This is a genomic window from Paenarthrobacter sp. 2TAF44, from assembly GCF_052114885.1.
GTDB lineage: Bacteria > Actinomycetota > Actinomycetes > Actinomycetales > Micrococcaceae > Arthrobacter.
Window position 1 is genome coordinate 20,323 of record NZ_JBFRFP010000016.1, and the last position, 24,207, is coordinate 44,529.

General features: G+C 63.8%; 26 protein-coding genes. 7 read left to right on the top strand and 19 right to left on the bottom strand.

Going from position 1 to position 24,207, the window contains the following annotated elements; genetic code table 11:
• The first annotated feature begins 34 nt into the window (after positions 1-34).
• On the top strand, positions 35-634 hold the full coding sequence (locus tag AB4Z15_RS16120; protein ID WP_442018095.1) for a hypothetical protein: 600 nt from the start codon (positions 35-37) through the stop codon (positions 632-634).
• Between the two features lie 149 nt (positions 635-783).
• Here AB4Z15_RS16120 and AB4Z15_RS16125 read toward each other — a convergent pair whose 3' ends face one another.
• The 3 genes from AB4Z15_RS16125 to AB4Z15_RS16135 are packed head-to-tail and all read right to left on the bottom strand — an operon-like array spanning position 784 to position 2,824.
• Entirely contained in the window at positions 784-1,359 is a 576-nt protein-coding gene (locus AB4Z15_RS16125; protein ID WP_442018096.1) for a DUF3618 domain-containing protein, read from the bottom strand.
• Positions 1,356-1,787, bottom strand: coding sequence for a phage holin family protein (locus AB4Z15_RS16130; protein WP_442018097.1), 432 nt, complete (start codon positions 1,785-1,787; stop codon positions 1,356-1,358). The genes AB4Z15_RS16125 and AB4Z15_RS16130 overlap by 4 nt, the downstream gene beginning before the upstream one ends.
• Entirely contained in the window at positions 1,784-2,824 is a 1,041-nt protein-coding gene (locus tag AB4Z15_RS16135) for a hypothetical protein (RefSeq protein WP_442018098.1), read from the bottom strand. Before AB4Z15_RS16135 ends, AB4Z15_RS16130 begins: the two co-directional genes overlap by 4 nt.
• Before the next feature lie 162 nt (positions 2,825-2,986).
• Between AB4Z15_RS16135 and AB4Z15_RS16140 the strand changes: the two genes are divergently transcribed.
• Complete coding sequence (locus AB4Z15_RS16140; protein WP_442018099.1) at positions 2,987-4,069, top strand: FUSC family protein; 1,083 nt, start codon at positions 2,987-2,989, stop codon at positions 4,067-4,069.
• 18 nt (positions 4,070-4,087) lie between these two features.
• On the opposite strand, the gene AB4Z15_RS16145 is transcribed toward AB4Z15_RS16140, so the two are convergent.
• Both AB4Z15_RS16145 and rfaE2 read right to left on the bottom strand, forming a co-directional pair.
• Positions 4,088-5,122 carry an NAD-dependent epimerase/dehydratase family protein gene (locus tag AB4Z15_RS16145; RefSeq protein ID WP_442018100.1) on the bottom strand — a complete coding sequence of 345 codons (1,035 nt, stop codon included), beginning with the start codon at positions 5,120-5,122 and terminating at the stop codon, positions 4,088-4,090.
• A 32-nt stretch (positions 5,123-5,154) separates the two neighbouring features.
• Positions 5,155-6,732, bottom strand: coding sequence for a D-glycero-beta-D-manno-heptose 1-phosphate adenylyltransferase (rfaE2, locus tag AB4Z15_RS16150; RefSeq protein WP_442018101.1), 1,578 nt, complete (start codon positions 6,730-6,732; stop codon positions 5,155-5,157).
• A gap of 114 nt (positions 6,733-6,846) precedes the next feature.
• Between rfaE2 and AB4Z15_RS16155 the strand changes: the two genes are divergently transcribed.
• The gene (locus AB4Z15_RS16155; RefSeq protein ID WP_442018102.1) at positions 6,847-8,022 is read left to right on the top strand and encodes a glycosyltransferase family 9 protein; all 1,176 of its coding nucleotides are present in this window, start codon (positions 6,847-6,849) and stop codon (positions 8,020-8,022) included.
• On the opposite strand, the gene AB4Z15_RS16160 is transcribed toward AB4Z15_RS16155, so the two are convergent.
• From AB4Z15_RS16160 to AB4Z15_RS16190, 7 genes are read right to left on the bottom strand one after another with little or no spacing between them, the layout of a single operon-like run.
• The gene (locus AB4Z15_RS16160) at positions 7,988-8,683 is read right to left on the bottom strand and encodes an SDR family oxidoreductase (protein ID WP_442005167.1); all 696 of its coding nucleotides are present in this window, start codon (positions 8,681-8,683) and stop codon (positions 7,988-7,990) included. The two genes, AB4Z15_RS16155 and AB4Z15_RS16160, sit on opposite strands and share 35 nt — an antisense overlap.
• A 41-nt stretch (positions 8,684-8,724) precedes the next feature.
• A complete protein-coding gene (locus AB4Z15_RS16165) occupies positions 8,725-10,161 on the bottom strand; it encodes a PfkB family carbohydrate kinase (protein WP_442018103.1) in 1,437 nt (478 codons plus the stop codon).
• Complete coding sequence (locus AB4Z15_RS16170) at positions 10,158-10,874, bottom strand: D-sedoheptulose-7-phosphate isomerase (RefSeq protein WP_442018104.1); 717 nt, start codon at positions 10,872-10,874, stop codon at positions 10,158-10,160. Before AB4Z15_RS16170 ends, AB4Z15_RS16165 begins: the two co-directional genes overlap by 4 nt.
• On the bottom strand, positions 10,871-12,139 hold the full coding sequence (locus tag AB4Z15_RS16175; protein ID WP_442018105.1) for a glycosyltransferase: 1,269 nt from the start codon (positions 12,137-12,139) through the stop codon (positions 10,871-10,873). Before AB4Z15_RS16175 ends, AB4Z15_RS16170 begins: the two co-directional genes overlap by 4 nt.
• Positions 12,136-13,236, bottom strand: coding sequence for a glycosyltransferase (locus tag AB4Z15_RS16180; protein WP_442018106.1), 1,101 nt, complete (start codon positions 13,234-13,236; stop codon positions 12,136-12,138). The genes AB4Z15_RS16175 and AB4Z15_RS16180 overlap by 4 nt, the downstream gene beginning before the upstream one ends.
• Positions 13,233-14,321: a glycosyltransferase family 9 protein gene (locus AB4Z15_RS16185; RefSeq protein WP_442005172.1), complete on the bottom strand. Its 1,089-nt coding sequence runs from the start codon at positions 14,319-14,321 to the stop codon at positions 13,233-13,235. Before AB4Z15_RS16185 ends, AB4Z15_RS16180 begins: the two co-directional genes overlap by 4 nt.
• Complete coding sequence (locus tag AB4Z15_RS16190) at positions 14,318-14,905, bottom strand: D-glycero-alpha-D-manno-heptose-1,7-bisphosphate 7-phosphatase (protein WP_442018107.1); 588 nt, start codon at positions 14,903-14,905, stop codon at positions 14,318-14,320. Before AB4Z15_RS16190 ends, AB4Z15_RS16185 begins: the two co-directional genes overlap by 4 nt.
• Positions 14,906-15,013: 108 nt before the next feature.
• On the opposite strand from AB4Z15_RS16190, the gene AB4Z15_RS16195 reads away from it, so the two are divergent.
• Positions 15,014-15,964, top strand: a complete 951-nt coding sequence (locus tag AB4Z15_RS16195) for a glycosyltransferase family 9 protein (protein WP_442018108.1) — start codon at positions 15,014-15,016, stop codon at positions 15,962-15,964.
• A gap of 47 nt (positions 15,965-16,011) precedes the next feature.
• Here the strand turns inward: AB4Z15_RS16195 and AB4Z15_RS16200 are convergent, their stop codons facing one another.
• Together AB4Z15_RS16200 and AB4Z15_RS16205 are read right to left on the bottom strand one after the other, a co-directional pair.
• Positions 16,012-16,461, bottom strand: coding sequence for a sigma-70 family RNA polymerase sigma factor (locus AB4Z15_RS16200; protein WP_442018109.1), 450 nt, complete (start codon positions 16,459-16,461; stop codon positions 16,012-16,014).
• Positions 16,425-16,781: a sigma-70 family RNA polymerase sigma factor gene (locus AB4Z15_RS16205; RefSeq protein ID WP_442018110.1), complete on the bottom strand. Its 357-nt coding sequence runs from the start codon at positions 16,779-16,781 to the stop codon at positions 16,425-16,427. The genes AB4Z15_RS16200 and AB4Z15_RS16205 overlap by 37 nt, the downstream gene beginning before the upstream one ends.
• A gap of 143 nt (positions 16,782-16,924) precedes the next feature.
• Here AB4Z15_RS16205 and AB4Z15_RS16210 point away from each other — a divergent pair, with 143 nt between their 5' ends.
• Complete coding sequence (locus tag AB4Z15_RS16210) at positions 16,925-17,665, top strand: GAF and ANTAR domain-containing protein (RefSeq protein WP_442018111.1); 741 nt, start codon at positions 16,925-16,927, stop codon at positions 17,663-17,665.
• A 43-nt stretch (positions 17,666-17,708) separates the two neighbouring features.
• On the top strand, positions 17,709-18,158 hold the full coding sequence (locus AB4Z15_RS16215; RefSeq protein ID WP_442005177.1) for an SRPBCC family protein: 450 nt from the start codon (positions 17,709-17,711) through the stop codon (positions 18,156-18,158).
• 30 nt (positions 18,159-18,188) lie between these two features.
• Here AB4Z15_RS16215 and AB4Z15_RS16220 read toward each other — a convergent pair whose 3' ends face one another.
• The 3 genes from AB4Z15_RS16220 to serS all read right to left on the bottom strand — a co-directional run bounded on the left by AB4Z15_RS16220 (position 18,189) and on the right by serS (position 21,743).
• Positions 18,189-19,034, bottom strand: coding sequence for an HAD family hydrolase (locus AB4Z15_RS16220; protein WP_442018112.1), 846 nt, complete (start codon positions 19,032-19,034; stop codon positions 18,189-18,191).
• A 229-nt stretch (positions 19,035-19,263) separates the two neighbouring features.
• Complete coding sequence (locus AB4Z15_RS16225) at positions 19,264-20,292, bottom strand: hypothetical protein (protein WP_442018113.1); 1,029 nt, start codon at positions 20,290-20,292, stop codon at positions 19,264-19,266.
• A 170-nt stretch (positions 20,293-20,462) separates the two neighbouring features.
• Entirely contained in the window at positions 20,463-21,743 is a 1,281-nt protein-coding gene (gene serS / locus AB4Z15_RS16230; RefSeq protein WP_442018114.1) for a serine--tRNA ligase, read from the bottom strand.
• A 126-nt stretch (positions 21,744-21,869) separates the two neighbouring features.
• Between serS and AB4Z15_RS16235 the strand changes: the two genes are divergently transcribed.
• Positions 21,870-22,931: a diacylglycerol/lipid kinase family protein gene (locus tag AB4Z15_RS16235; protein ID WP_442018115.1), complete on the top strand. Its 1,062-nt coding sequence runs from the start codon at positions 21,870-21,872 to the stop codon at positions 22,929-22,931.
• Here AB4Z15_RS16235 and AB4Z15_RS16240 read toward each other — a convergent pair.
• Positions 22,928-23,158, bottom strand: a complete 231-nt coding sequence (locus tag AB4Z15_RS16240; RefSeq protein ID WP_216924263.1) for a hypothetical protein — start codon at positions 23,156-23,158, stop codon at positions 22,928-22,930. The genes AB4Z15_RS16235 and AB4Z15_RS16240 overlap by 4 nt on opposite strands.
• A 119-nt stretch (positions 23,159-23,277) precedes the next feature.
• A complete protein-coding gene (pheA, locus tag AB4Z15_RS16245; RefSeq protein ID WP_442018116.1) occupies positions 23,278-24,207 on the bottom strand; it encodes a prephenate dehydratase in 930 nt (309 codons plus the stop codon).

Genomic DNA, 24,207 nt, shown 5'->3' on the forward strand with positions numbered 1-24,207 from the left:
AGAGCGGCTACCAGCCGGTAGCATGTGATCCACTATGTTCACGCTGACCATCAACCAACGCGACAGCCGCCGTGACGGCGACCTCGTGCCCGAGCTCCTCAAGGACCTGCGGCATATTCCGGCACGGCTCGACTTCGACCGTTCGGTTGAGGATGAGGTGCAAGGCATCGTCGAGTCCGGCCACCAAGCTGTTGACACAGCGCTGATCGCCCTTCGGACCGGCCAGTGGTATGTGGGAATCGGCGTCGGGCCCATCAACGAGCCCCTTCCCAACCTTGTCAAAGACGCTTCCGGGCACGGCCTTGTCTATGCACGCCGGGCTGTTGACCGTCTCCGCAACGGGAAGGAACGGGTCCCCGTTGCCGTTGATGGCCCTTTTACGGCCTTGGCAGCAGAAGCCGAAGCAGTGCTGCGGCTCCTCGGACACATCGTGCAGCACCGAAGCGCGGCCGAGTGGCGGGTCCTGGACCTTCTCACTCCTGGAGTCCGCGGCCAACAAAAGGCTGTTGCCCAGGAACTCGGCATCACGACGCAGGCCGTCAGCAAAGCACTTGCCCGCGCGCAGTGGGCGGAGGAACACGCTGCCCGTCCGGCCGCGGCGCGTCTGCTGCAGATGATCCTCGAAGTGCGCTAACCGCCCCGCGCACCCAACCTCGAACCCAACCGCGGAACCCAACTGAGTCGCAGTTAAGCCCGTTCTGAGAGCTCAAAACGGGCTTAACTGCGACTCAGTTGGGTGGGTAACGCGATTGGGTGGGTAGCGCGATTAGGTGAGTAACGCGATTACTGGTTGCCGAGGTTCTCCTTGGCCATGGCGGCGCGGTCCTGAACATCTGCAGCAGCGGCCTGGCCTTCGTCCTTAACGTTGGCAGCTGCTTCAGTGGCGCTGTCTTTGACGTTCTGGACTGCGTCCTGTGCCGGCTCCTTGAGGTGCTCGGCCATCTCCTGGGCTGCGTGGCCCAGTTCCTCGGTCAGGGGCTGGGCTGCTTCCTTCACTGCCTGCGCAGCCTCGCGCTCCTTGTCGGACGGCGGAATGAGGGCCGAAACCAGCAAACCGGCGCCGAAGGCGATCAAGCCGGCAGCAATGGGGTTACCTTGGGCCTTTCGTGTGATCACCTGTGGTGCATCACCAATGTCAGAGACCACTCCGGAAACAGTGTCCTGGGCCTGGTGGGCAACATGGCCCGCCCTGTCCTGAACATCGTCGCGGGCGCCAAACACGGCCGTCTTGATCCTGTCTACCCTCCGGTTGACGATGTGCGAGGGCGTGACCTTGTCGGCAACGGCGTCAACGTTGGTACTGAGCCGCCTGCGAGTTTGTTCGATGTCGGCGCGCAGGGCGTCGGGGTTCTGCGTCATCGTGTCTCCTCAGTATTCGGTTTGAAGGTTGGAGGTATTTCCTTGACTGTCTCGGTGGTGCGCGGCATGCCCTTGATGGTGTTCAACTCTTTGCGACCCATCGAGGCCAGCACTGCTGCGACTATGCCCCAAATGACCGCCACAACAACTGCGGACCATCCCAGGCCGATGAGCTGACCCAAGGCCCACCAAAGCGCCAGGGAAAGGAACAGCATGGTCAGATGCCCGGCCCAAGCGGCTCCGGCCATCATCCCGGCGCCCTTTCCGGCCTTGGTGGCCGATTCCTTGAGCTCTACCTTGGCCAGCTCAACTTCCTGTCGCATCAACGTGGAGACGTCGCGCGTCAGGTCGCTCAGCAGTTCGCCGAGGGGTACGGATTCGGCTTTCATATGGGCTTCGGTGGGAGGAAGGTCGGCAGGACTACTCATCGGGGACCTCCATATACGGGATCATCGGGATCGCTGGGATCGTCGGGACCCACAAGTGGATCTCCTTGCGCCTTAACTCCACCGGCGTCGGTTTCCGGGTAGGGCATGGTTGATCCTTCAAGGCCACCCGTGGTGCCCGCGCCGTATCCGGCGTCAGTTCCAGCACCCGCGCCGTATCCGGCGTCAGTTCCGGCACCAGCGCCATATCCGGCGTCTGTTCCGGCACCGGTTCCGTATCCAGCACCAGTTCCAACGCCCGTCGTTCCGTATCCTGCTGTGGTCGCCTGGGGCCCGGGCAGATCAACGGCCGGAGGAGACACAGCGCCACCCTGGGTCGGGTAGTACTGGGCACGCGGGGTGGTATCCGCCGTTCCCGTCATGGGCGAGTTGTCCGCCATTCCCCGGCCCAAACGGCCGGCGAGGACACCCGCACCGGCAGCCAACAGCAAGAACGTGCCGGGCTTACGCCGGGCAAAGCTCTTTACCTCATCCAGGAGTGAACCGGGATCCCGGTTCTCCAACCAATGGGCAACCGAGGAGGAGCGCTGGGCCGCTTGCTGTACCAGGTCCGTGGCGACTCCGCCATCCTGGGTCGAATTGGCCATGGTGTGTAGTTCGTCGGAAATGGACCGCAAGCCCTCCGCAATCCTCTGTTGTTGGGTAGCGGCCTGGTCGGTCAACTCGCCCTTGGTTTGCGTCAGCAATTGCCGGGCGTTCATCTTGACCTCTTGGGCCACGTTTCCGGCTTCGGCCTTGGCTGTTTCGACCACACCGCCAGCAGCATCGCGCGCTGTGCCGGCGACTTCGGCCGCTTCCTGCTTGGCCGATTCGACGGTTCCCGTGCCGGATGTGGTCCCGGTTCCCCCGGTAGTGCTTCCGTAGCCGGTAGTCCCCGCGCCAGCATCGGTTTCCATGCCAGTGGTGTCGGTTTCGACCGGTGAGTCCAGGTAACTTCCCGAGTAAGGCTCGGTCCCGGCGGGGACCCCAGTCCGTGGCGCCGCGAAGCTTCCGTCCTGCGGCGATTGGCTCTCAGTCATTGTCGCTCTCTTTCCACAGTTGGCAGGCTGCGGACAGCAGCCGGGATAGTAAGTATCGTTACTATCAATGGGTGTGTACCCGCTTGCCGGGGATTCAATCGCCAGATTCTGAAACGAAATCCCAGCTCGACACGCGCAGCAAGACCCGTCTACGTTGGACCAATGAGCCACAAGCCCTCCAGGCGACGGCTGATTCCCGCGCTTCGAAAAACTGTCACGCGCCACCGGCTCCTGTTCGCCGCCAAAACCGCTGCAGCCGCCGGACTGGCCTGGTATCTCGCGCCATTCATGCCTGGTCCTGCAGCGTCCTACCCCTACTACGCACCGCTCGGCGCACTCGTGAGCATGCATCCCACGGTGGCAGACTCCGCCAGACACGGTCTGCAGAGCCTCATGGGCCTGGTTCTGGGTATCGGCATGGCTTTTGCGGTGACCACGGTGGCAGCGCCGACGGCGTTGGCAGTTGCCGTGGTGGTGGGATTGGGCGTCATCATCGGCGGTCTCCCCCGGCTGGGCACCGCCTCCGAATGGGTTCCCATGGCCGCCTTGTTCGTCCTTGTCCTTGGGGATTCCAACGCGGAGGGCTTCTCCTTTGCCTACGTCCTGCAGATGGCAATGGGCGTTGCCGTTGGCTTCGCTGTGAACTGGCTGGTGTTCCCGCCGTTGCACCTCGAAGGAATCGACCCGGCCCTGGCCGGGCATCAGCGGGCCTTGTCCAAACAATTGCAGGACATGGCCCGTGCCATGGAGGAATCCTGGCCGCCCAACCACGAAGCCTGGGCAAGCCGTAGCGGCGAGCTGTCAGCAACCGCCGCTGCCGTGCGGACTGCCGTTCATGAAGCGGAGCTCAGCGCAAAGGCGAACCCCAGGAGCCGGCGTCGTGCTGGCCGCCTACCGAGCGATCTGGCTGGATTGCGGATAGTGGAACGGCTGACCTTCCATGTCCAGGACATCACGGACGTCCTGGCCAGCGTGATCTGGGAAGAGGATGCGGGGACAGTCATCCCGGACAGCGTCCTGGCCAACCTGTCCGAGGCGCTGGAGGCCGTTTCCCGGGTGATTGATCAGTGGCGGGGCGGGGATGACGAGGAATTGAAAAGCCATTTAGCGGAGGCGAAGGACAGCATCTCGGAACTCGGGGATGCGGTCACGGAAGCTGCAGCTGGCCAGGCGTCAGTGAACGCTGCGGCGTCAGTGGCCATGAGTTTGCGCCGGATCATCACGGTGGTATCCCCTGCGGATTAGGTCCATACACACCAAAAACTAGCGTGGCGTCAACGGTGGCGAGGCTTTCCGCCCCTTGCCGGCAGTGAGGCCATCCAGCACTTCGGTCAGCGCCTCCAGCGACGAGCGATGCGGCATCCAACCCAGGAGGCGGTGGGCGCGGCTTGTGTCCATAATGGGTGCCCCGGCCGCCATGTCCACCCAGCCGCCGTCGGTTACCTGCAACCGCAAGCGCCAACTGACCTCGACGACGGCGCGCAGCACCGGGAGCGGTAACGGCAACTGCCGCCGGGCGTTGAGGATCCAGGCGAGGGCGTTGGGGTCCAGCACGGGCTCCGCGGCGATGTTGAACGCTCCTTCTGCGCGACGTTCCAGCACGCGCCAGTAGGCATCGGCGACGTCGTCGGCGTGAACGGCCTGAAAAATCAGCTCGTTGGGAATGGGGAGAATGGGCAGCCACGGCTTACGGGGAATGAGCCGCGGGAGAACGCTCCCCAGGAAGTAGCGACCCACTTCGCTGCCTGCCTCGGCGCTGAAGATCAGTGCCGGGCGTAGGCGAGCCACCACGATATCCGGATTTTCTTTGGCAAAACCATCCAAAAGCCGCTCTTGCGCTGCCTTGTCCACGCTGTAATGGGATCGCCTGATACCGCCGGCCGGCCACCCTTCCTTGGTCCGTTGATCCTTGGGGGCGGGCGAATAGGCACCAACCGATGAGGCACAGACGACGTGCTTCAGGCCGGCCTTCCTGGCCGCGCCCAATACGTGGGCTGTTCCTGCCACGTTGGTCCGGCGCAGAAGTTCGCGATCGTGATTTGGCTGGATCTGCCAGGCCAAATGCACCACGGCGTCGGCACCTGCGAAAGCTTTCTCCAGTGCTTCCCGGTCCCTATAGTCGCCAACATCCAGCTTGTGCCATTCCACCGCGTTGTAAGGGGCTGCGCTCTTGTCGGGTTCGCGCCGGGCTATCCCCACGAGGTCAAGGGCCGCGCCCTCTTCCGAGCGCGCAGCCTGCAACCGCTTCAACAACGCCGTACCTGCGTTACCGGTGGCTCCCGTGATGACTATGCGCATGAAACTCTCCCTTCACGTTCCTGCAAGGCCATTCAGGCATGCGGGTTCTCTCCTGTGGAGCGAATACGCTCCAGTACCGCCGTCGTGGAGTGTTCCGGGACATAATCCAAAATCGTCACCGTGCCGCCATAGCGCTCCACAGCCGCGGTCTCGGCCAGCATTTCCGGCGTGTAGTCGCCACCTTTGGCGTACACATCGGGCTGCAGCATCTCGATGAGCGGGATGGGAGTTGGGGTATCGAACACCGTGACGTGGTCCACGCAACTGAGCGCGGCGATCACGGCGGCACGGTCCGCCTCGGGATTCACGGGCCGGTCCTGCCCCTTGAGCTGCCGCACCGAGGAATCGCTGTTAAGTGCCACCACCAGGACATCGCCCAGTTGCTTGGCCTGGTTCAGGTAGCGGGTGTGGCCGCGATGCAGGACGTCGAAGCATCCATTGGTCAGCACGATCCTCCGGCCCTCCCTGCGATGGGCCTCTATTTGCCTGGCCAGTTCGTCGGCAGTCAACGCAGTATCGGCGAACCCGCCGAGGTGACGGGCAAGTTCCTCCGTGGTGCAGACGGAGGTGCCTGGCCGGTGGACCACCACATCAGCTGCGGCCTGGGCAAGGTCAACGCTGGTAGTCAGGGGCAGCCCGGCCGCCCGCGCCAAGGTCAGCGCAGCCACAAAGGTATCGCCCGCACCGGAAGCCTGCTTTTCGGCTTCCGGCCTGGCCCAGGTCCGGTGGTTGGCGAGGGATCCGTTCTTTTCGTCACCGCTTGCGTCCGGATCGCTGGAACGCAGCGTCAGTGTCCCGTCACGGTCCAAAGTCACGACGACGGCGCCCGCACCTGAGGCGCGAAGGAGCTGGTCCGCGTGGGCCTCCACGAAGGGGCAGCGTGCAGCGCCACCGGGAAGCTCTGTTCCGAGCAGCCCGGCAGCTTCCTGGGCGTTCGGGGTGGCAAGATCCGGTTTGAGGTCGGCCCACCGGGCAGGATGATGGGCGTCTACCACCAGGAGGGTGCCCTGCTTGTGGCTGGAGCCAGGGTGCGAACCAGTCTGAGGACTACGTGCGGGTCCGAGCGCATCCATCAAAGCGGCACGCACCGGCCCCACCAAGGCACCGGCCTCATAGTCACAGAGCACCACGGCGTTGGAACCCGCCAGTGCTCCCGGAATGGCGGCCGCCAACTCCTGGAGGCCCTCCGGGGGAACGTCATTGGCGGCGTCATCCAGGCGAAGCATCACCTGGCCGGCGCTGCTTATCCGGAACTTGGTGGTGGTGATCATGCCGGGATGCTGCACCACGCCTGATATGTCGATGCCGGCAGCCCCGAGTCTCCCAAGGAGCTCCTGACCCGCAGTATCCTGGCCGACCAGGGAGACAAACCTGACGTCCGCGCCAAGGGCCGCCAGGTTCATGGCAGTATTTGCGGCTCCCCCGGGGGCGAAGTCGCGGCGCTTGACCTGGACCACTGGGGCGGGAGCTTCGCGGCAAAATCGCTCAATCAGCCCATCCCACCAACCATCCAGGATGGCGTCCCCGACGACTGTCACAACCGGCCGTTCCTCGGCCAAGCGGTGGGGGAGCCATTCGGCCAAACCTTCTTGATTGGATAGGCGTGCCATTGGGTACCTTCCGGTAGAGGCGGCATGTTCCTGCTCCCCTCAGGTACCCCACAGCCCGCGGTTCACACGCCGGGTTCGGTAGTTTTCCACCACCTTTGACGAAGGGAAGTCCAGATGGTCGTTCAACCGAATTCAGGCGTTGGCCCGGTGCTGGAGAAGTTCCCGGACGTGGAACGGATTGCGGTCCTCAGGGGTGGCGGCCTGGGCGATGTGATCTACGCATACCCTGCGCTCTATGCCCTGAAAGCGGCCTATCCTGAAGCCGCGATCACGCTCCTGGGCACGCCGATCCACGCGGCTTTGGCGGCCGGGACGGATGGGCCCATTGACGACGTCGAAATCCTCCCCTTCGCCAAAGGCGTCCGCGACCGCGACCACAAAGACGGCGGCCCAAATGACGGCGATCAAAACGACGGCACCGAAGACAGACTTGCCCAGGAGGAATTCTTCTCCGCCATGCGCGCCCGCAAGTTCGACCTCGCGCTGCAAATGCATGGCGGCGGCCGGTACTCCAATCCTTTCCTGCTCCGTCTCGGGGCGCGACACACAGTGGGCACCCGAACCAAGGACGCAGAACCCCTGGAGCGGAATCTCGACTACATCTACTACCAAAACGAGCCTGACCGATGGCTTGAGGTAGCAGGCCTGGCGGGCGTCCCCACCATCATTTCTCCGCCCTTACGGCCCCTGCCCGAATACCAACAAAGCGTCCAAAGTCTGCTTAATCCCCAACGGGGTCCCCTCCTGGTGGTCCACCCAGGCGCCACCGATCCGCGGCGGCGATGGCCGGCGTCGTACTTTGCTGAAGCTGCGGCGAGCATCGCGCAGGAAGGCGCGCAAGTGTTGGTGGTGGGTGACCGCTCCGAAAAGGCGCTGGCCCAGGAAGTGGCAGAACTCGCGGCAAGGCAACTGACGAACAAGGAGGCCGTCCGATCAGTTGCCGGCGAACTGGAAATCGGCGAACTCGCGGCGCTCTTGGACGCAGCCACCGTAATGCTTGCCAGCGACAGTGGTCCCCGGCATTTGGCGCAAGCCCTCGGAACACCGAGCGTCGGGATCTTCTGGGTAGGCAACGTCTTCAACGCAGGGCCCCGAGGCCGGAGCCTGCACCGTATCCACATGTCGTGGGTGACCCAGTGCCCGGTGTGTGGGGCGGACGTGACCCAGGTGGGCTGGTCCGCACAGCACTGCGGCCACGACGACACCCTGATCAGGGGCATCGCCGTGGCCGACGTTGTTCAGGACGTGCATGACCTTATGGCCACGAGCCTTCTTCTGCGGGGCAAATAAGGAGCTCGCGGACCTCGCTGCCAAACGGCTGCGACAACGCGAACACCACGGCTTGCGCCACATTCGCGGGATCGTTGAGCTTGGAGTCGTCCTGCGGCTTGTATTGTTCGTCGCGGTCATCAAAGAAGTGTGTCTTCATGCCTCCCGGGATGATGGTGGTGACACCAATGACTCCCCCGGTTTCAGCGGCCAATGCCCGGCTGAATCCTATGACGCCGAACTTGGAGGCGCAGTACGCCGTCGCGTCCGGCAGAGCCCGTAAGCCGAGGGTTGAGGCGATGGTGATGGCCCGGCCCCGGGATTCCTTCAAGTAGGGCAACGCCGCACGGACCACGGAAACCGTGCCCAGGAGATTCACTCCAATCACCTTTTCCCACTCGGCTGCGGGAACGTCGGCCAGCTTGCCACAGCGGTCGATGCCCGCGGCGGTCACCACCCCATCCAGGCCTCCGAGGCTTTCGGCTGCCTCCTTTACGGCCGCCTCCACTGATTCACGATTGGAGACGTCGACTTCGAGGGCTTTCGCGCCGGAGACGTTGCTGATGTTGCGGTCGAAGACGAAGGGAGTTCCTCCGGCGTCACGGATGGCATCGACGATTGCAGCGCCGAGGCCCGAGCCGCCTCCGGTGACGATGACGCGGCCGGGAATTTGCGTGTTCATACGGTTCCTTTCGGTGGTCGATTCTTTGTTGGCAGGTACGGTCAGCTGACTTTGGCCAGTGCTTCAGCCAGGCCGCTGGTGGAGCGGGCCGGATGGAAGGGCACCGTAACGCAACGCCCTCCCCACGCAGCCACGAGGCTGGCTTCCGGCAATTCATCGGGTTCGTAATCTCCGCCTTTGACCCAGATATCGGGCCGGAGTTGGTTCAGGCAGGCTTCGGGGGTGTCCTCATCGAAAACCACCACGGCATCAACGCAGGACAACGCGAGCAAGAGCTCTGCCCGGTCCTCCATGCTGACGATCGGCCGGTGCAGGCCCTTGAGGCGCCGCACAGAATCATCGGAATTCAGGCAAACGATGAGGCAATCGCCCATACTGCGGGCTGCGGCCAACGTCCTGGCGTGACCGGCATGGAGGAGGTCGAAGCAGCCGCCGGTCGCCACGACGGTCCCGCCCGTCGCGCGGACTGTCCGCGCGAGTTGAATTCCGGGTTCCAGGCCCGGAAAGCGGCCAAAAAGCTCGACGACGGGACTCGCCTTTGCGCTTACAGGCTGGCTGGCTGGCCCGTCGCCTCCGGTTGCAGCGTTGCTCGTATCCATGGTCAGGGTGGACGCCCCACCCTTGGCGAGGAACGCAGAGGCATCCTCAACAGCCCTGGCCGCGGCACCAGGCAGCTCGAGCCCCAGCCCCAAATACACGGCAAGGCTCCCAGCCAAGCGGTCTCCGGCGCCGCAAGGATCGTCCACGATTGTTTTCGGAGCGGGGATGATCTTGCCCGGCCCCGCAGCCTCCACCAAGACTGCACCGTCTTGGCCGGTCGTGACCAGGACGGCATTGCTGCGCCAGCGATCCAGCAAATGTTTCCCTGCGCCCTCCGCACCAGACGTGGACGGATCCAGCCCGCCCGCCTTCACAGCGGCGCGCGCCTCTGCGAGGTTGGGCGTCACGACGGCCATACCCGGCACCGGCTCCGAACCGGCGGGGTGCGGATCCCACACCACGGGGACGTGGCGGGCAGCATCGGCGAGCGCAGTGCGGATATCAGTATTGGCGGTGATTCCGCGGCCATAGTCGGCCACGATAACCGCTTCCGCCGAGGCAATGGCTGCGAGCATTTCCGCGGTGCATGACGGCGAAGGAGCTGGCGCACATCCTTCATCGAACCGGACCATGGGGTGGGTTCCAATACGCACGCGCGTCTTGGTGGGCGTTGGGGCGAGCGGGGCTCCGGTGAGTATAGCGACGCCGGTCAGGGCGCGCCTGACGTGGCTGGCGCCGTCGTCGTCCGATAGCGCGGTGACCAGGGCGACGTCGTGACCGTCGCGTGCAAGGAGGGTAGCCACGAGACCCGCGCCGCCGGCCCGACGCCGGATATGGGCGACGTCCACAACGGGGACAGGCGCGTCGGGGCTGAGCCGCGTGGCGGTGCCGTTGATGTCAACGTCCAGGAGGAGGTCACCTACCACTGTCACTTTCATGGCTGCGCTCCGTCTCCGATCGTGCCGGGCGCAGTCCGCCTCGCGACTTCGGCATCGAAGGCACGGCACACCGCATGGACGGCAATGAGGTGGCCTTCCTGGGCGTTGGCGGCGATGGCGTCCACTGTGATGGCTTGATCGCAGGCGTCGGCCAGCGGGTTGGGGCCAGCGCCCGTCAGCGCCCAGGTGGTGATGCCGCGTTCGCTTGCGGCCCTGACGGCGTTGAGGAGGTTGGGGCTGCGTCCGCTGGTGGAGAGCAGGATGAGGACGTCCCCTGCCCGGCCGTGTGCCCTGACCTGGCGGGCGAAGACTTCCTCGTAGCCGTAGTCGTTGGACAGTGCCGTGAGGGCAGAGGTTTCGGCGTGCAGGGAAATCGCCGAGAAGGGCGCGCGTTCGGCATCGAACCTGCCCACGAGTTCGGCGGTGAGATGCTGGGCTTCGGCCGCCGATCCCCCATTACCGGCGGCCAGCAGCCGTTGTCCGGACAGGAGCCGGTGGGCGAGTTCTGCTCCCCATTCGGAGAGGCGGGCGGCTTGCGAGCGCAGGGACTCAAGCGCTGGAAGTACGTTGTCCAGATGCGCGGCAACCTCTGCTGCGATCTGCGGTCCACGTGCGGCTGTGTAGGCAGACCCGCTCCAGCCCACGGGCACGGTATCCGGGACGGGCTGCGTGGTGGGCGTGATTCTCTTGGGAACTGTCGATTCTGTGGTCACAGCGCTGTTCCTTCCAGTGGTTCCAGGCCTTCCCCAGCCTGCCGGGACAGACCCGCGGCCAAGACGGACCGGTACGCTTTCTCGGTGTCTGCGGCGATCCGGTCCCAGGAGTAGCGGGAGCGGGCACGCCGGTTTCCGGCCCGACCCATTTCGGCACGCAAGGTGGGGTCGGCGAGGAGCCGACCCACGGCGTCGGCAATTGCTTCGGGGTGCCGCGGAGGTACGTGCAGTCCGGTTTTCTGGTCGACGACGGTCTCCCGGAGTCCGCCGACAGCCGCGGCCACAACGGGCACGCCGCAGGCCATGGCCTCGAGGGGAACAATGCCGAACGGTTCGTACCATGGCGTGCAGACCACGGCGTCGGCGCTGCGGAAAATTCCGGGCATCGCGTCGCGCGGGACCTGGCCCCGCATGGTCACTTTGTCCTCCACGCCAAGTTCTTTGGTCAGCGCGCGTAGTCGCTGGGCTTCCGGGTCCTCTTCGAGGTTCAGGGCGTCGCCGGAGCCCCCGACGATCAGGAGCTCGACGTCGTCGAAGCCAGCGTCGGCCAGGAGAGGCAAAGCCTGGATCACCAGGTCCACGCCCTTCCTGGGAACCAGGCGGCCAACACTGAGGATGCGGTGTGTGCGGGACCTGCTTTCTGGTTCTCCTGTGCCTGGGAAGAGGTTAAGGTCCACGCCGCAGGGCGCAATGGAAATCCTTGACCGGCCTATGCCCAGCGCTTTGAGCTCAAAAACCTCGTCAGGGCAGGTGGCGATTACCCAGTCCGCGGTGCGCCCTACCCACGGCTCAAGCCAGGCACGCGCGGGTGGGCTGGTGTCAGCTGAACCTTGGTGCCTGCGCTTGACCGAACCCAGTGCGTGGAAGGTCTGAACTACTGCGATCGGCTCAGCTGCACCGGCCCGCCTGGAAGCCTGGATCGCGGCCAGTCCGGACATCCAGAAATGCGCGTGGACTACGTCCGGGACCAAGCCCGACCAGTCCCGGCAGATGCCATCAGCCAGTTCACCCATGAACGGAAGCAGCTCGTCCTTGGGGATGTGGCGCGCCGGACCGGCGTCGACGTGTACCACGGTGAGTCCCGGCGCAACCTGCACCTTTGCAGGCAGATCCGGATCATCCCGCCGCGTGTACACGGTGACCTGGTGGCCACGGCTGGCCAGGCTTGATGAAAGAGCCGCCACGTGGACGTTTTGCCCCCCGGCGTCAACGCCTCCCAAGGCGGCCAATGGACTTGCGTGTTCGGAAACCATGGAGATTTTCATGGGTGCGTCCTCTCTGTGTCATGGCTGACGGACTCCGGGCCGGGTTGCGGGCGGCGTTCCGTGTCGGGGGGCTGGTTGTCGGGGATCTGCTTTTCGGGGAGGAAGTGGTTGGTAGGGCGGGCCGTGGGGAGATCGGCCAGGAGTTCATCCCAGGCCTGATGAAATTTCCCCAGCCCATAGCTTTCCAAGGCTGCAGCCCGGGCCACCATCCCCATCGCGTAGGCGTCATCGGGCTCATCCAACAGGCGCCGCGCGAACCGTTGCAGTTCGTCCAGGCTGTTCGAAACAAGGCCGGCTCCCGGAGGGATGGCGCGCGTCGCCTCCGTGGTTGCCAGCGCCAGAACAGGCATACCCAGGTGCATGGCTTCGAGCAAGGCCAACCCGAGCGATGTCCAGCGAAGGGGATGCAGGTAGAGCCGGCAGCGGGCGAGTTCCTGATGCAGCCGTGGCGCGGGTACATCACCTGAGATCCGCAGGCGCTCCTCACTCAGGCCGAACCCCTTCAGGTTCAGCGCTTCCGGCAAGGCCTCCGTCCCCATTCCGAACACCCTCAACGGCCCCACTCCAGCGAAGCCAGGGAGGAGGTCCGTACCCGTCACTCGGCCGCGACGGACGGGTTCGTTGACCACCACTCCCATCTCTTCGCGTTCACCGGTATAAAGCCGGCCCGGATCGGGGATGCCGTGCTCGATTACAACTGTTGGCGTGGATCCGGTGTCCCAGAAGAGTTGGTTGAAGTGCGTCACATGGACCACGGGGATAGTGTGCTGATCTGCCAAGGGATGGAGCGTGAATGGAACGTCGCCTTTGGGAGTGTTGTGCTCAAGGTAGACGGCAGGCAGGTCCACCCCGGGCCTGCGACCAAGCTTCCGAGCAACGGCGGCGATCTCCTCCGGACGTTGCAGGACCACAACGTCCACGCTGTCCGGATCAACGGTATCGAGGTCAATTTCCTGCGCGGCGACCGGCCACTCACGGCCGCCTCGCCCCAAACCCCAGGCCCCGCCGTCGGGCTCGACAGGAAGGAGGTATTCGTGCGGGCCCCTGACGAACGCCTCCATCCATCCTCCGTGGATGTGCCAGACCAGAATCCTCATGGTTTCCACACCTTTCTTCGGGTGCTGAGGGAGGAGACTCCCCCCAACAGCCGTTCCACCGCCTCCAGGACTTGTTCAGGGGTAACTGAGCTCAGGCACGGGTGGCCCGGGACCGGGCATACGCGAGCCCTGGTGTTCCTGCAGGCTGCTTCCTGGTCGCCAAGCAGTTCCATCGGAACGCCGTAGGGCGCCCAGCGGATGGCAGGAACCACAGGTGAAAACAGGCACACCACCGGCGTGCCGACCGCTGCGGCCAGATGGGCGGGCCCCGTGTTGCCGGTGACGACGACGGCGGCCCCCGCGAGTACCTTTGCCAGCGTGCGCAAGTCTGTCCGGCCGCCGAGATTGTGTGCCGAGGGTCCTGCAACGGTTGCCGTCAGCGACGTTTCGCCAGGCCCTCCCGTGACCACCACGCGGTGCCCATACGCTTCAAGGAGTTCCACGGTGGCTGCGTGGTGGAGTGCGGGCCACGCCCTCGCCGGAGCGGCTGCACCGGGGTGGACCACGATGTACGGGCCCTTTTGGGTGAGTTCGTCCACCAGCTCCTCGGGTTCGTCCAGCGGGTTGATGTGCAGCTTGCCGTCGTCGCCGCGGGGAAGCTGGAAGCCCGCTGCCTGTGCAATCCCCAAAGCACGCACCACTTCAGGCTGGTCCTCGGGAAAGTCTTCGCCCGGTTTCAACCGGACGTCCAGGAGGGAGCCGGCGTAGTCAGTGGAGGCGCCCGTGATGCGCTTGACGCCTGCCAGCCGCAGCAGCAGTGCCAACGGAAGCGGGGACTGGTGGAAGGACGTGAGGATCACAGCTTCCTCAATCCTGGAGCTGCGCACGAACTCAATCAGGCCATTGGTCAGCTCAGCCGTCACGGCTGGCCCCGGATTGACGATCCATGGGCACGGCCACGTGTGGACCTGGGTTACTCCGGGGAGCATCTCCGCAGCGCCGGCGCCCTCGGGCCCGCAGAGAAGGACGACGTCGTTGCGTCGGCTGCCGTCCGGCCTGCTTCCGTTCGCCACGGCACGGAGGGCGGGTCCAGCAAGGAGCACATCGCCCATGCTGTCCAGTCGGGCTACCAGGACGCGGCTCATACAGGTGCGTCCTGCCTGGCGTCGGGTTTCGGCGATGCCCCTCCTGTCGCGGTTGTCGCGGTATCAAGCAACAGCTCGACGGCGGCCAACAGGTTCTCCGCGACCACCCCTGCCGCGTCAATTTCCTCGGTCCGTGTCACGCGGGTGGGCACCAGTACGGACTGCGAGCCGGCCGCCGTCGCTGCTTCCACGTCGGCGCCGATGTCCCCAACAAAGGCCACTTGGGACGGATGCAACCCCAGTGTGCTGCAGGCTGCGAGAATCATTCCCGGTGCAGGCTTACGGCAAGTACAGCCATCGGCCGGACCGTGGGGGCAGATTTCCCACACATCGAACGGGCCCAGAAGCTCCTCCACACGATGGTTTACGGCAAGGACCTGATCAAAGGTCAGCAAGCCACGGGCAATGCCCGACTGGTTGCTCACCACTCCTGTTGCCAGTCCGGCCCGGCGTACGCGCGCCAGCGCCAAATGGGCACTTTCCATGGGCCGCACCAGTTGCGGGTCACCGTTATATGGCACGTCAACGACGAGCGTTCCATCGCGGTCAAACAGGACCGCTTTCAACGTTCCAGTTCCTCCCATACCCGCAACGTTCCCCAGTTCTCCCGACACTAAACAGCGTGGCGGCGAGAAGTTTCCCTGCGGCGCCGGCGCTGGCCTTGGCCGTTAGACTCCTAGCGGGAGGTCACCATGGACATAGCCGAGAAGAACGGACAACCCCTGCTGCTCGCCCTGCGCGCCCTGAAACTCGGGGACCTCCTGGTTGCCGTTCCGGCGCTTCGCGGCCTGCGCCGGGCGTTCCCCGAGCACCGCATTCTGTATGCGGCGCCGGCCTGGATTTCGGAGGCCCTGGAACTGGTGGGCGGCATCGACCACCTGCCCACGCCGGGCCTCGATGATCCACTGAGCATCCCCCCAGGCGTCGTGGACGTCGCCGTGAACCTGCACGGGAACGGACCCGAAAGCCGCCAACGAATCAACGAACTTCGCGCGAAGCGGGTGCTCGCCTACCAAGCTCCCGGCCTCGACGGACCGGAATGGACAACTGGCATCCCTGAGCGCGAGCGCTGGACGCGCTTGCTCAACTGGCACGGCATCGACGCCGATCCCCTGGATTACCGCCTCAACAGGCCAAGCATTCCCTCACCCCGGCCCGGGGCAACGGTCATCCATGTGGGTGCCGCATATGGCAGCCGACTCTGGCCCGCCGAGCGATTCGCCGACGTGGCAGTTGAACTCGCCCGCGCGGGACACGACGTCGTGCTGACCGGGGGCACGTCCGAGCGCCAGCGGGCAGTGGAGACTGCCGCCTTGGCAAACCTCAAAGGAGCAAACCTCGACGGCGGCGTGCTGGCCGGGCGGCAGGGCCTCGAAGAGTTCGCAGCGACCATTGCGGATGCTCGGCTCGTCGTTTCCGCGGACACCGGCGCCGCCCACCTGGCGTCTGCCTATGCCCGGCCCTCCGTCGTCCTGTTCGGCCCCGCTCCTGCTGAAGAATGGGGTCCGCCGCCTGGACCGCACGTGGTGCTTACCGCCGTCGAACTTCGCCGCGGTGACGTTTTCGCCGCCGATCCTGATCCCGCGCTCCTTGCCGTGACCGTCCGTGACGTGTTGGATGCCGTGGACGGGTTGGGCTGCTGAGTCCTGCTGACTGCTGTTTGCTTATTGTGTTTATTAGGTCGCTGTTCCTACGGCGCAGTTCCATCCTGGAGGTGCGCTTCCTCATCCAGTAACTGTGTCTGCAAGGACACCAGGATCTTGGAAAGCCGCCGCGAGACCTGCATTTGGGACATGCCCAGAGCCTCCGCGATGGTGGACTGCGTTTCCTCCCTGTAGTAGCGGCGATAAAGAAGGTGCCTGTCCTCAGCGCTCAGGTCCCGGATGGCATTGCGCAGGGCGAGCACGTCCTCCAGCCGATCCGTAGGGCATCCGAAAGCGGAAAGGCATCCTTGCAGTCCGTCGCGGCCCTCTGCAGCAGGGGCGTCGAGGGAATCCGGCCGCTTGCTGGTGCCGGCCATCAACGCTTCCCTGACTTGGCAGGGCTCCAGTCGAAGGTCCGCCGCCACTTCTTCCGGCGTTGGGGTCCTCTGGAGGGCTTGGGTCAGTTCCTCCGTCCTGGCGAGGACTTGGCGCCGCACATCTGGATGGGCCTCGGTGGCCGCACTACCCAGCAGTGATCGCGGAGATACCTTTTGACCTCGCCCGCAATGGTCGGGGCGGCGTAGGCGGGGAAACTGACACCCTTGGTTTCATCGAATCCCCGGGCCGCCTTTATTAGGCCCATGTACGCAACTTGCCGGACGTCGTCGATGTCGTGCGTGTGGGCGGAATACCTGGCGGCAATGGACTTTGCGAGATTGAGATGGTCCAAAACCAAGCCGTCTTGAAAGCTTTGACGGATGGTGCTCTCCGGCGCAGGAGGCCGGGTTTGGACGTCGTGTGGTCGGGTTTGTCGCATGTGGCTTCAATCCTTAGACCTGCTCGGAGTGAGTGAGCCCACGGCAAGACTCCTTAAAAAGAGAAGCACACTTACTATTAGCTTTCAACGGGTATTCAGGACTAGGCTCGAAGGGTAGCCGCATCCAGGGATCGGAGATCCACGTGGAAGACCAACAACTCACCGAACCGCATCTTGTAGCAGCGGAGATCCAGGACCTGCTTCTGGATACACCCGACGTGGAGGCCTTCCTGACCGAGCTTGCACGCCACTCAGCGGCAATGTTCACCAAACCTGACAATGAAGTCTTCTGCGGAATCACCATGCTTCGGCATAGGGCGACGGCCACCGTGGCCAGCAGCAGCGAGCGCGCGCAGATGCTGGACGAACTCCAGTATCAGTTCGCAGACGGTCCCTGCATCCATTGCTGCCGGGTAGGCACCCAAGTGCATATTCCGGACTTTGAAAAAGACAACACGTGGCCTGAGTACAACGACCTGGCTCTAGCGAATGGTGTTCATTCTGTCCTCGCTGTGCCTTTCCCGCTCACGGATGACACCGCACGGGCGGGCTTGAACCTCTACTCCGAACGCCCCAACGGCTTTGACCAGGTCGCCGTCCAGAGGGCGAGCGACTATGTGCAGCAGGCATCCAAGGGCCTTCAGCTGGCAGTGCTGATTGCGCAACATAGCCAGACAGCCGCCAACCTTCGCGCAGCCATGGCCTCCCGGACGGTCATCGACGTCGCCACGGGCATCATCATCGCCCAAAACAGATGCAGCCAGGCTGAAGCCGTAGAGCTGATCAAAAAGGCCTCAAGCAACCGGAACGTCAAGCTCCGGGATGTTGCGCAGGCAATCGTTGACTCAGCCGGTGGTGGCCCCGTCCAGACCCATTTCACTTAAACCCCTCACCTAAACCACAACAATCCAAATCGAGGTGTCTCTCATGCAAACCGTCACGAAAGCCATCGAGGTAGAGGTACCGGTTTCGGTCGCCTACAACCAGTGGACCCAGTTCGAAAAGTTTCCCGAGTTCATGAGCGGCGTGGAAAACGTCCGCCAGATCAACGATTCAACACTCCACTTCTCAACCAAGGTCGGCGGAGTGCGGCGCGAATATGATGCCCGCATTACCCAACAAGTTCCGGATACCGTCATTGCGTGGGAAAGCATCGACGCACCCCGCAACGCCGGCACAGTCCGCTTCGACAACCTCGGACCCGAGCACTGCGGCGTCAACGTGACCCTCGAATGGGAGCCTGAAGGATTCGTGGAGAAGGCCGGCGCCGCGCTCTCCGCCGACGAGATGCAAGTGGCCGCGGACCTGGATAAATTCAAGGACTTCATCGAGGACCGCGGCCGCGAAACCGGTGCCTGGCGCGGGCGGGTGGACTAAGGGGTCCGGTAGTTCCGCGCTGCGCGGCTGTTACAGCAGGCTGCGGAGAACCAGGGCGGCGCCGTCGTCGAATACTGACGCGGTGACCTCATTCGCAGCGGCGATTACTTCCTCGGGAGCTTGGCCCATCGCCACTCCCCTGCCGGCCCATGTGAGCATCTCGATGTCGTTGCGGCCATCGCCCACCGCCACCGTGTTGGCCTGCTCCGTGCCGATCCTCTGGCGCAGGGCCTCCAGTGCACTGGCCTTGGTCACGCCCTCGGCGGCAATGTCCAGCCACGCAGTCCAGCCCACCGAGTACGTCACGCCGGAAAGGCCGATGTGGCGGATGGCGTGGTTGAAGTCGTCCGAGGTGTTGTCGCTGCTGAAGACCACCACGCGTACCGCCGTGGCCTCCAGCATGGTCTGGAAGTCCACGCCGATTGCCTCGACGCCGAAGCTGGCGTCCTGGAAACGCTCCGTGGAGAGGAAGTTTCCGTCTTCATCCTCCAGGGCGTACTTCGCGTTGGGCAGGCGTTCGCGCAGGGCCTTCAGAGCCGGAGCGGGATCGAACGTTGCCTTGTGGATGATCTCGTAGCCGGCCTCAAGGGTGGGATCCAGCCGGAGCGTCACGCCGCCGTTGCAGCACACCGCGTAGCCACGTTCCAAGCCGATTTGCTCGATGATGGGCAGGGTGGCATTCAGCGACCGGCCGGTGGCGATCATGACGTCGTGCCCGCTTGCCACCACCTCTTGGGCAGCCGCCCTAACCTCTGCAGACATGTGGCCATCGTGGTCCACGAGCGTGCCGTCAACGTCCAATGCGATCATGAGTTTGTTGTTGTCATTTGGCTGGTCATCGATGCCAGCAACTGGAGTGTCAGTCAAAATAGTCATGGTTCCAGTAGAGCAGACACCTCTGACACCGCACTAGGACCGAGGACACAGCACGGGATTAACGCCGAGTGAACACTCCGCCGTGCTCCGCCCCGCCCCGCCGTCCCACGCCGTGCTCCGCTCCGCCATCCCACGGCGCGGCCGCTCCGAAGAATCCCGCCCTTGTTCGGCACTCCCTCCTCTCAAGGGCGGGTGGGACGAACAAGGGCGGGATTTGTGCAGCTGAAGTTCATCGACGTTGTGCAGCCGGGACGAGGCCAACGCCGATGAGTTTGCTGCGGAGCCTCTCCGGATTCTCAATATGCGCCCAGCCCCAACGCACGAAACCGAATCCGAGGGCCCGAATGCGGTCCTCCCTCAGCTTCTCTTTGTAGACGATTTCCTCCGGCGATGCGCCATTCCTCAGTTCCGCCTCGGTGTACTTGGCCTTTCCGTCAAATTCGCCTACCACGCCCCGGGACCTGCCGGTGGGGGGCCACCAGAAATCGCTTCGGCCGATGAACCCGTCGACATCGCTGAAGTCGTGTTGTAGTTCCGGTTGCTCAAAGCCCAAGTACTCAAATGCGGCCCGGCTGTAAGACTCACCAACTGACTCCGGCAGTGGACTAGCCAACGAAAGGACGAGCTCGGCACGGCGGCGTGCTGCTTCATGCGGGTGGCTGTTCAGTAAAGCGGCGACCTCGTCCACATCCAGGAGCCTTCCATTAGGGGGCAGCCCGCCTCGTCTCCACAGCTCTCTCGCGACGCCGTCTGCAACCACCAAGGATTGACTGAGTCGCGAGGAGAAGGCGATATCCATGACAGTCCGAACTAAACCGGTACATTGATACGCTCCGACCAATTCCGGCGTTTGATCCTTGCTCAGGTAGAAGCGCACCGGGAAGCCACCTTCACCACGGATTTGCCGGGCCTCCCGGCTCTCTCCGACCACTGTCAACGTTGGTCGGCGCCGGCCTGATCTGCTCGGAGACGGCGTCGTGCATTCCACGTAAGGAGGTGTTCGAAGGATGGGCAGTCCTCTAACGAAAGCCGACGTTTCCCTGCACAGGATCAGGTCCGGCATCGCCCGTGCTGCGGCAGCCAAGCTCCAAGCGAACCGGGCCCACGGCTTGGCTTCCAACCAACGCGGAACATCCACGTAGTATCCCCGGCGGATGCGGACCATCTCCCCAGCAGTGAATCTTTCGTGGACAGGACTCGTGCCCATCCCCGTCCGGAGGATTGCTGGAGTTTCGATGAGCCCGGGGAGCATGTCCATTCACCTACCTTGCGCCGGATCACGCTTCGCAGGAGTCAGTTGAGGCGGCCATGTGGATAACCCTCCCCTGTTGAGGAACAGACCCCAACGAAAAATCCCGCCCTTGTTCGCCATTCCCTCCCTTCAAAGGTGGGTTTGCCGAACAAGGGCGGGGTCTTCCGCGGAGAGAACTACAGGACCGGAAGAACCTCAAGCCCGCCAATGTACTTCTGCAGCGCCTTGGGAACGTTGACCGAGCCGTCCGGGTTCTGGTGGTGCTCCAGCAGGGCAACGATCCAGCGGGTGGTGGCCAGGGTGCCATTCAGGGTTGCGACGGCGCGGGTGCCCTTGGCAACGCCTTCGTCGTTGATCACGCGTTCGCGGATGTTGAGGCGGCGGGCCTGGAACGTGGTGCAGTTGGACGTGGACGTGAGCTCGCGGTAGGCGTTCTGGGTAGGAACCCAGGCTTCACAGTCGAACTTGCGGGCAGCGGACATGCCGAGGTCGCCCGCAGCTGTATCGATCACGCGGTAGGGAAGCTCGCACTTGGCCAGCATTTCCTCTTCCCAGGCGAGCAGGCGCTCATGTTCGGCAGCCGCTTCTTCAACGGTGGTGTAGATGAACATCTCGACTTTGTTGAACTGGTGCACGCGGATGATGCCCCGGGTGTCCTTGCCGTGCGAACCGGCCTCGCGGCGGTAGCAGGAGCTCTGGCCGGCGTAGCGGATGGGACCGGCAGAGAGGTCCAGGATCTCGTCTGCGTGGTAGCCCGCGAGGGCCACCTCCGAGGTTCCCACAAGATAAAGGTCGTCTTCAGCGAGACGGTAGATCTCGGCGTCGTGCTTTACATCAAAACCGGTGCCCTGCATGGTCTCGGGACGCACCAAGGTGGGGGTAATCATGGGGACGAAGCCGGCCTCGATCGCCTGGTCCATGGCCATCTGCAGAAGGGCCATTTCCAACCGGGCGCCAACACCGCGAAGGAAGTAGAAGCGCGCGCCGGAGACCTTGGCGCCGCGTTCCATGTCGATCGCGCCGATCAGTTCGCCGATTTCCAAATGGTCCTTCGGCTCGAAATCCGTGAATTCGCGCGGGGTACCCACGGTCTTGACCACAACGTAATCGTCCTCGCCGCCCTCAGGAACACCATCCACGATCAGGTTGGGGATGCCGCGGAGGAGCTCTTCCTGTTTGGCCTGGGCAGCAGCGGCTTCAGCGGAAGCAGCCTTCACCGAGTTGGCCAGTTCCTTGACCTCGGCCAGCAGAGCCTGCTTTTCCTCACCCTTTGCCTGGGCAACCCTTTTGCCGAAGGCGTTCTGCTCGGCACGGAGGGTTTCGTGGCGGATCAGCGCGGCACGGCGGTCGGAGTCGGCGGAGATGATCGCGTCCACAACGGACTCGTCGGCGCCACGGGCGCGCTGGCTGGCACGGAACTTGTCCGGATTTTCGCTGAGGTCTTTTACGTCGATCACCACACAAGAGTATCGAATGGGCCGCTGATTTCCCGTGCGGACCCAGAGGCGTGCAAGCGCCGAAAAGAACGCAGTGAAATAACACCGTGAAATCAGGACTACGCAGGGCGATAGTGTTGGAGCACCATGAGCGACTGGATCCTGTACGTGATTCTCGCTGGGGGTGTGGCGTTTGCCGTCTCCAGTTGGTGGGGTGTGCGCCGGTTGAGAGCCCGTCACATCAGGAGCGCGGTTCGGGAGGACACGCACAAGCCGGAGCCTGGGCATCAGAAGGTTGCGGTGATCCTCAACCCTGTGAAAAACAAGTCGATCGAGGCCCGCCAAGCAATCATCGACGCATGCGACCTCGCCGGTTGGGACAGTCCCCAGTTCTTCGAGACCACCCTGGAGGACCCCGGTTACGGGCAGTCGCGCCAAGCGCTGGAGTACGGGGCCGACGTCGTTCTTGCGTGCGGCGGCGACGGCACAGTGCGTGTCGTGGCTGAGTCGCTGGCGCATAAGGGCGTGGCGATGGGCCTCATTCCGCTGGGTACCGGCAACCTTCTGGCTCGAAATGTCGAACTGGACGTCAACGACATCGCCGACTGCATCCAGATCGCCCTCTTTGGCCATCAGCGCTTTATCGACACCGCCACCATGGCCATAGACAACGACATCACGGGAGAATCATCCACCCACACGTTCCTGGTGATCGCCGGTATGGGCCTCGATGCGGAGGTTCTTGGCGATACGAAGGAAGACTTGAAGAAGTCCGTGGGTTGGCTCGCCTACACCGAGGCCGGAGTCCGGCATCTGCCCGGCCGCCGCAAGCGTGTCACCATCACCATGGATGACCAGCCGGAGCAGGCCCGGAAAATCCGCAGCGTGCTTTTTGCCAACTGTGGCCTGATTCCCGGAGGCATTGATTTCATTCCGGAAGCCATGATCGACGACGGCATGCTGGACATCGTCGTCATCAGCCCCCGCAGTGCCTTCGGATGGATTGCCATGTACGCAAAGATCCTGTTCAAGCACAAGCGGAATCTGCCGGTGATGAATTTCTATCGCTCCGGCAAGGTCACCATTCGCAGCCAGGAACCTATGGCGACCCAGCTCGACGGCGACCCCGCGGGCGAGGCCACGGAGGTCACCGTTCAGGTCCAGCCGGGTTCGCTGTTGGTGCGGGTACCGAAGGCTCAAACCCTCTAGACTGCGCCCTTCTCGGGTTGGGCCGCATTCGCTGCGGCTGCTTCGGCTGCCGCCTTCGCTGCAGCCCGGGCCTCGGCCTGCTCTCGGATCATCGCTTGTTCTTCTTCAAAACGGAGTCGATCCGCGCGGTCAGCTTCGTCGCCGTCCCAGTCGTCCTTGTTCTCGCCGGAGGGCTTGGGATTGACGATCATGCCCTGGCCGTCTTTGTCATCTCGGTGGACAGACATGACCGCTCCCTTCTTTTGGGCATTCATCCATCGTTTATGGATCAGGCAAGCATACGCACACTTGCATCAGCGCGAAAGGGGTTGAAGGTTCAATTATTTAGCGCCAGACGCAGCGCGACCTAGCCCTTCAGAATCGATTGGACCCACGCATGAGCGGAGGCAAAGGCGGCGTCCGAAGTATGTGGGGCAACCACCGCAGCTTGCTTATCGGCACGAGCATATGAGCCCAGGAAACGGGTTGCCGGGCTGATTCTGTGCAGACCTGCCAAGGCATCAGCAACGCGGGAATCCGACGCGTGACCGTCGGCATCGATGCTGAAGAAGTAGTGGCCAAGGTACTGGCCGGTGGGGCGTGATTCGATTCGGCTCAGGTTGACCCCTCGCGAAGCGAACTGGTCAAGGATCTCCATGAGGGCACCGGGGTGGTCCTCCGGCAGCGGGACCACAACGGTGGTCTTGTCGGCACCCGTGCGTTCAGGCAAGGTACCCGGCCGGCTCACCAGGATAAAGCGGGTGACTGCGTCCGGGTTGTCGCCAATGTTTTCGGCCAGAACGTTGAGTCCGGGTTGCTCAGACGCGATCAGCGGCGCGCAAATAGCGGCGTCGTAGTGCGCATCTCCCTCAAGGAGGCCCATGGCTGATGCGGCGGTAGAAGAACCGGGGACATAGTCCGCGTTCGGAGTGTTTTCATCCACCCACAGGCGGCATTGAGCCCACGCGTGGCCATGGGTGGAAATGCGCTTAATACTCGAAAGCACGACGCCGGGCCTCGCCACGAGCACGAAGGTAATAGGAACGAGCGCCTCACGGATGATCCGGAGTTCGGGGCCCGTGGCAATGGCGTCCAACGTCGCGGTCACGCCACCCTCCACCGAGTTTTCGATGGGAACCATGGCGGCGTCGGCCTCGCCATTGCGCACTCGTTCGAGCGCCGTGTTCACGTTGGTACAAGGAATACGGAAGGCATCAGCGGCGCCGGGGACCTGCATGAGGGCGGTCTCAGTGAACGTTCCCTCAGGGCCCAGGAACGTGTAGGTCGGTGCTGACAT

Excerpts from the sequence above, each read along its gene's own strand:
- AB4Z15_RS16120 (WP_442018095.1), top strand. The coding sequence starts at position 35 with ATGTTCACGCTGACCATCAACCAACGCGACAGCCGCCGTGACGGCGAC.
- AB4Z15_RS16125 (WP_442018096.1), bottom strand. The coding sequence starts at position 1,359 with ATGACGCAGAACCCCGACGCCCTGCGCGCCGACATCGAACAAACTCGC.
- AB4Z15_RS16130 (WP_442018097.1), bottom strand. The coding sequence starts at position 1,787 with ATGAGTAGTCCTGCCGACCTTCCTCCCACCGAAGCCCATATGAAAGCC.
- AB4Z15_RS16135 (WP_442018098.1), bottom strand. The coding sequence starts at position 2,824 with ATGACTGAGAGCCAATCGCCGCAGGACGGAAGCTTCGCGGCGCCACGG.
- AB4Z15_RS16140 (WP_442018099.1), top strand. The coding sequence starts at position 2,987 with ATGAGCCACAAGCCCTCCAGGCGACGGCTGATTCCCGCGCTTCGAAAA.
- AB4Z15_RS16145 (WP_442018100.1), bottom strand. The coding sequence starts at position 5,122 with ATGCGCATAGTCATCACGGGAGCCACCGGTAACGCAGGTACGGCGTTG.
- rfaE2 (WP_442018101.1), bottom strand. The coding sequence starts at position 6,732 with ATGGCACGCCTATCCAATCAAGAAGGTTTGGCCGAATGGCTCCCCCAC.
- AB4Z15_RS16155 (WP_442018102.1), top strand. The coding sequence starts at position 6,847 with ATGGTCGTTCAACCGAATTCAGGCGTTGGCCCGGTGCTGGAGAAGTTC.
- AB4Z15_RS16160 (WP_442005167.1), bottom strand. The coding sequence starts at position 8,683 with ATGAACACGCAAATTCCCGGCCGCGTCATCGTCACCGGAGGCGGCTCG.
- AB4Z15_RS16165 (WP_442018103.1), bottom strand. The coding sequence starts at position 10,161 with ATGAAAGTGACAGTGGTAGGTGACCTCCTCCTGGACGTTGACATCAAC.
- AB4Z15_RS16175 (WP_442018105.1), bottom strand. The coding sequence starts at position 12,139 with ATGAAAATCTCCATGGTTTCCGAACACGCAAGTCCATTGGCCGCCTTG.
- AB4Z15_RS16180 (WP_442018106.1), bottom strand. The coding sequence starts at position 13,236 with ATGAGGATTCTGGTCTGGCACATCCACGGAGGATGGATGGAGGCGTTC.
- AB4Z15_RS16185 (WP_442005172.1), bottom strand. The coding sequence starts at position 14,321 with ATGAGCCGCGTCCTGGTAGCCCGACTGGACAGCATGGGCGATGTGCTC.
- AB4Z15_RS16190 (WP_442018107.1), bottom strand. The coding sequence starts at position 14,905 with ATGGGAGGAACTGGAACGTTGAAAGCGGTCCTGTTTGACCGCGATGGA.
- AB4Z15_RS16195 (WP_442018108.1), top strand. The coding sequence starts at position 15,014 with ATGGACATAGCCGAGAAGAACGGACAACCCCTGCTGCTCGCCCTGCGC.
- AB4Z15_RS16205 (WP_442018110.1), bottom strand. The coding sequence starts at position 16,781 with ATGCGACAAACCCGACCACACGACGTCCAAACCCGGCCTCCTGCGCCG.
- AB4Z15_RS16215 (WP_442005177.1), top strand. The coding sequence starts at position 17,709 with ATGCAAACCGTCACGAAAGCCATCGAGGTAGAGGTACCGGTTTCGGTC.
- AB4Z15_RS16220 (WP_442018112.1), bottom strand. The coding sequence starts at position 19,034 with ATGACTATTTTGACTGACACTCCAGTTGCTGGCATCGATGACCAGCCA.
- AB4Z15_RS16225 (WP_442018113.1), bottom strand. The coding sequence starts at position 20,292 with ATGGACATGCTCCCCGGGCTCATCGAAACTCCAGCAATCCTCCGGACG.
- AB4Z15_RS16235 (WP_442018115.1), top strand. The coding sequence starts at position 21,870 with ATGAGCGACTGGATCCTGTACGTGATTCTCGCTGGGGGTGTGGCGTTT.
- AB4Z15_RS16240 (WP_216924263.1), bottom strand. The coding sequence starts at position 23,158 with ATGTCTGTCCACCGAGATGACAAAGACGGCCAGGGCATGATCGTCAAT.
- pheA (WP_442018116.1), bottom strand. The coding sequence starts at position 24,207 with ATGTCAGCACCGACCTACACGTTCCTGGGCCCTGAGGGAACGTTCACT.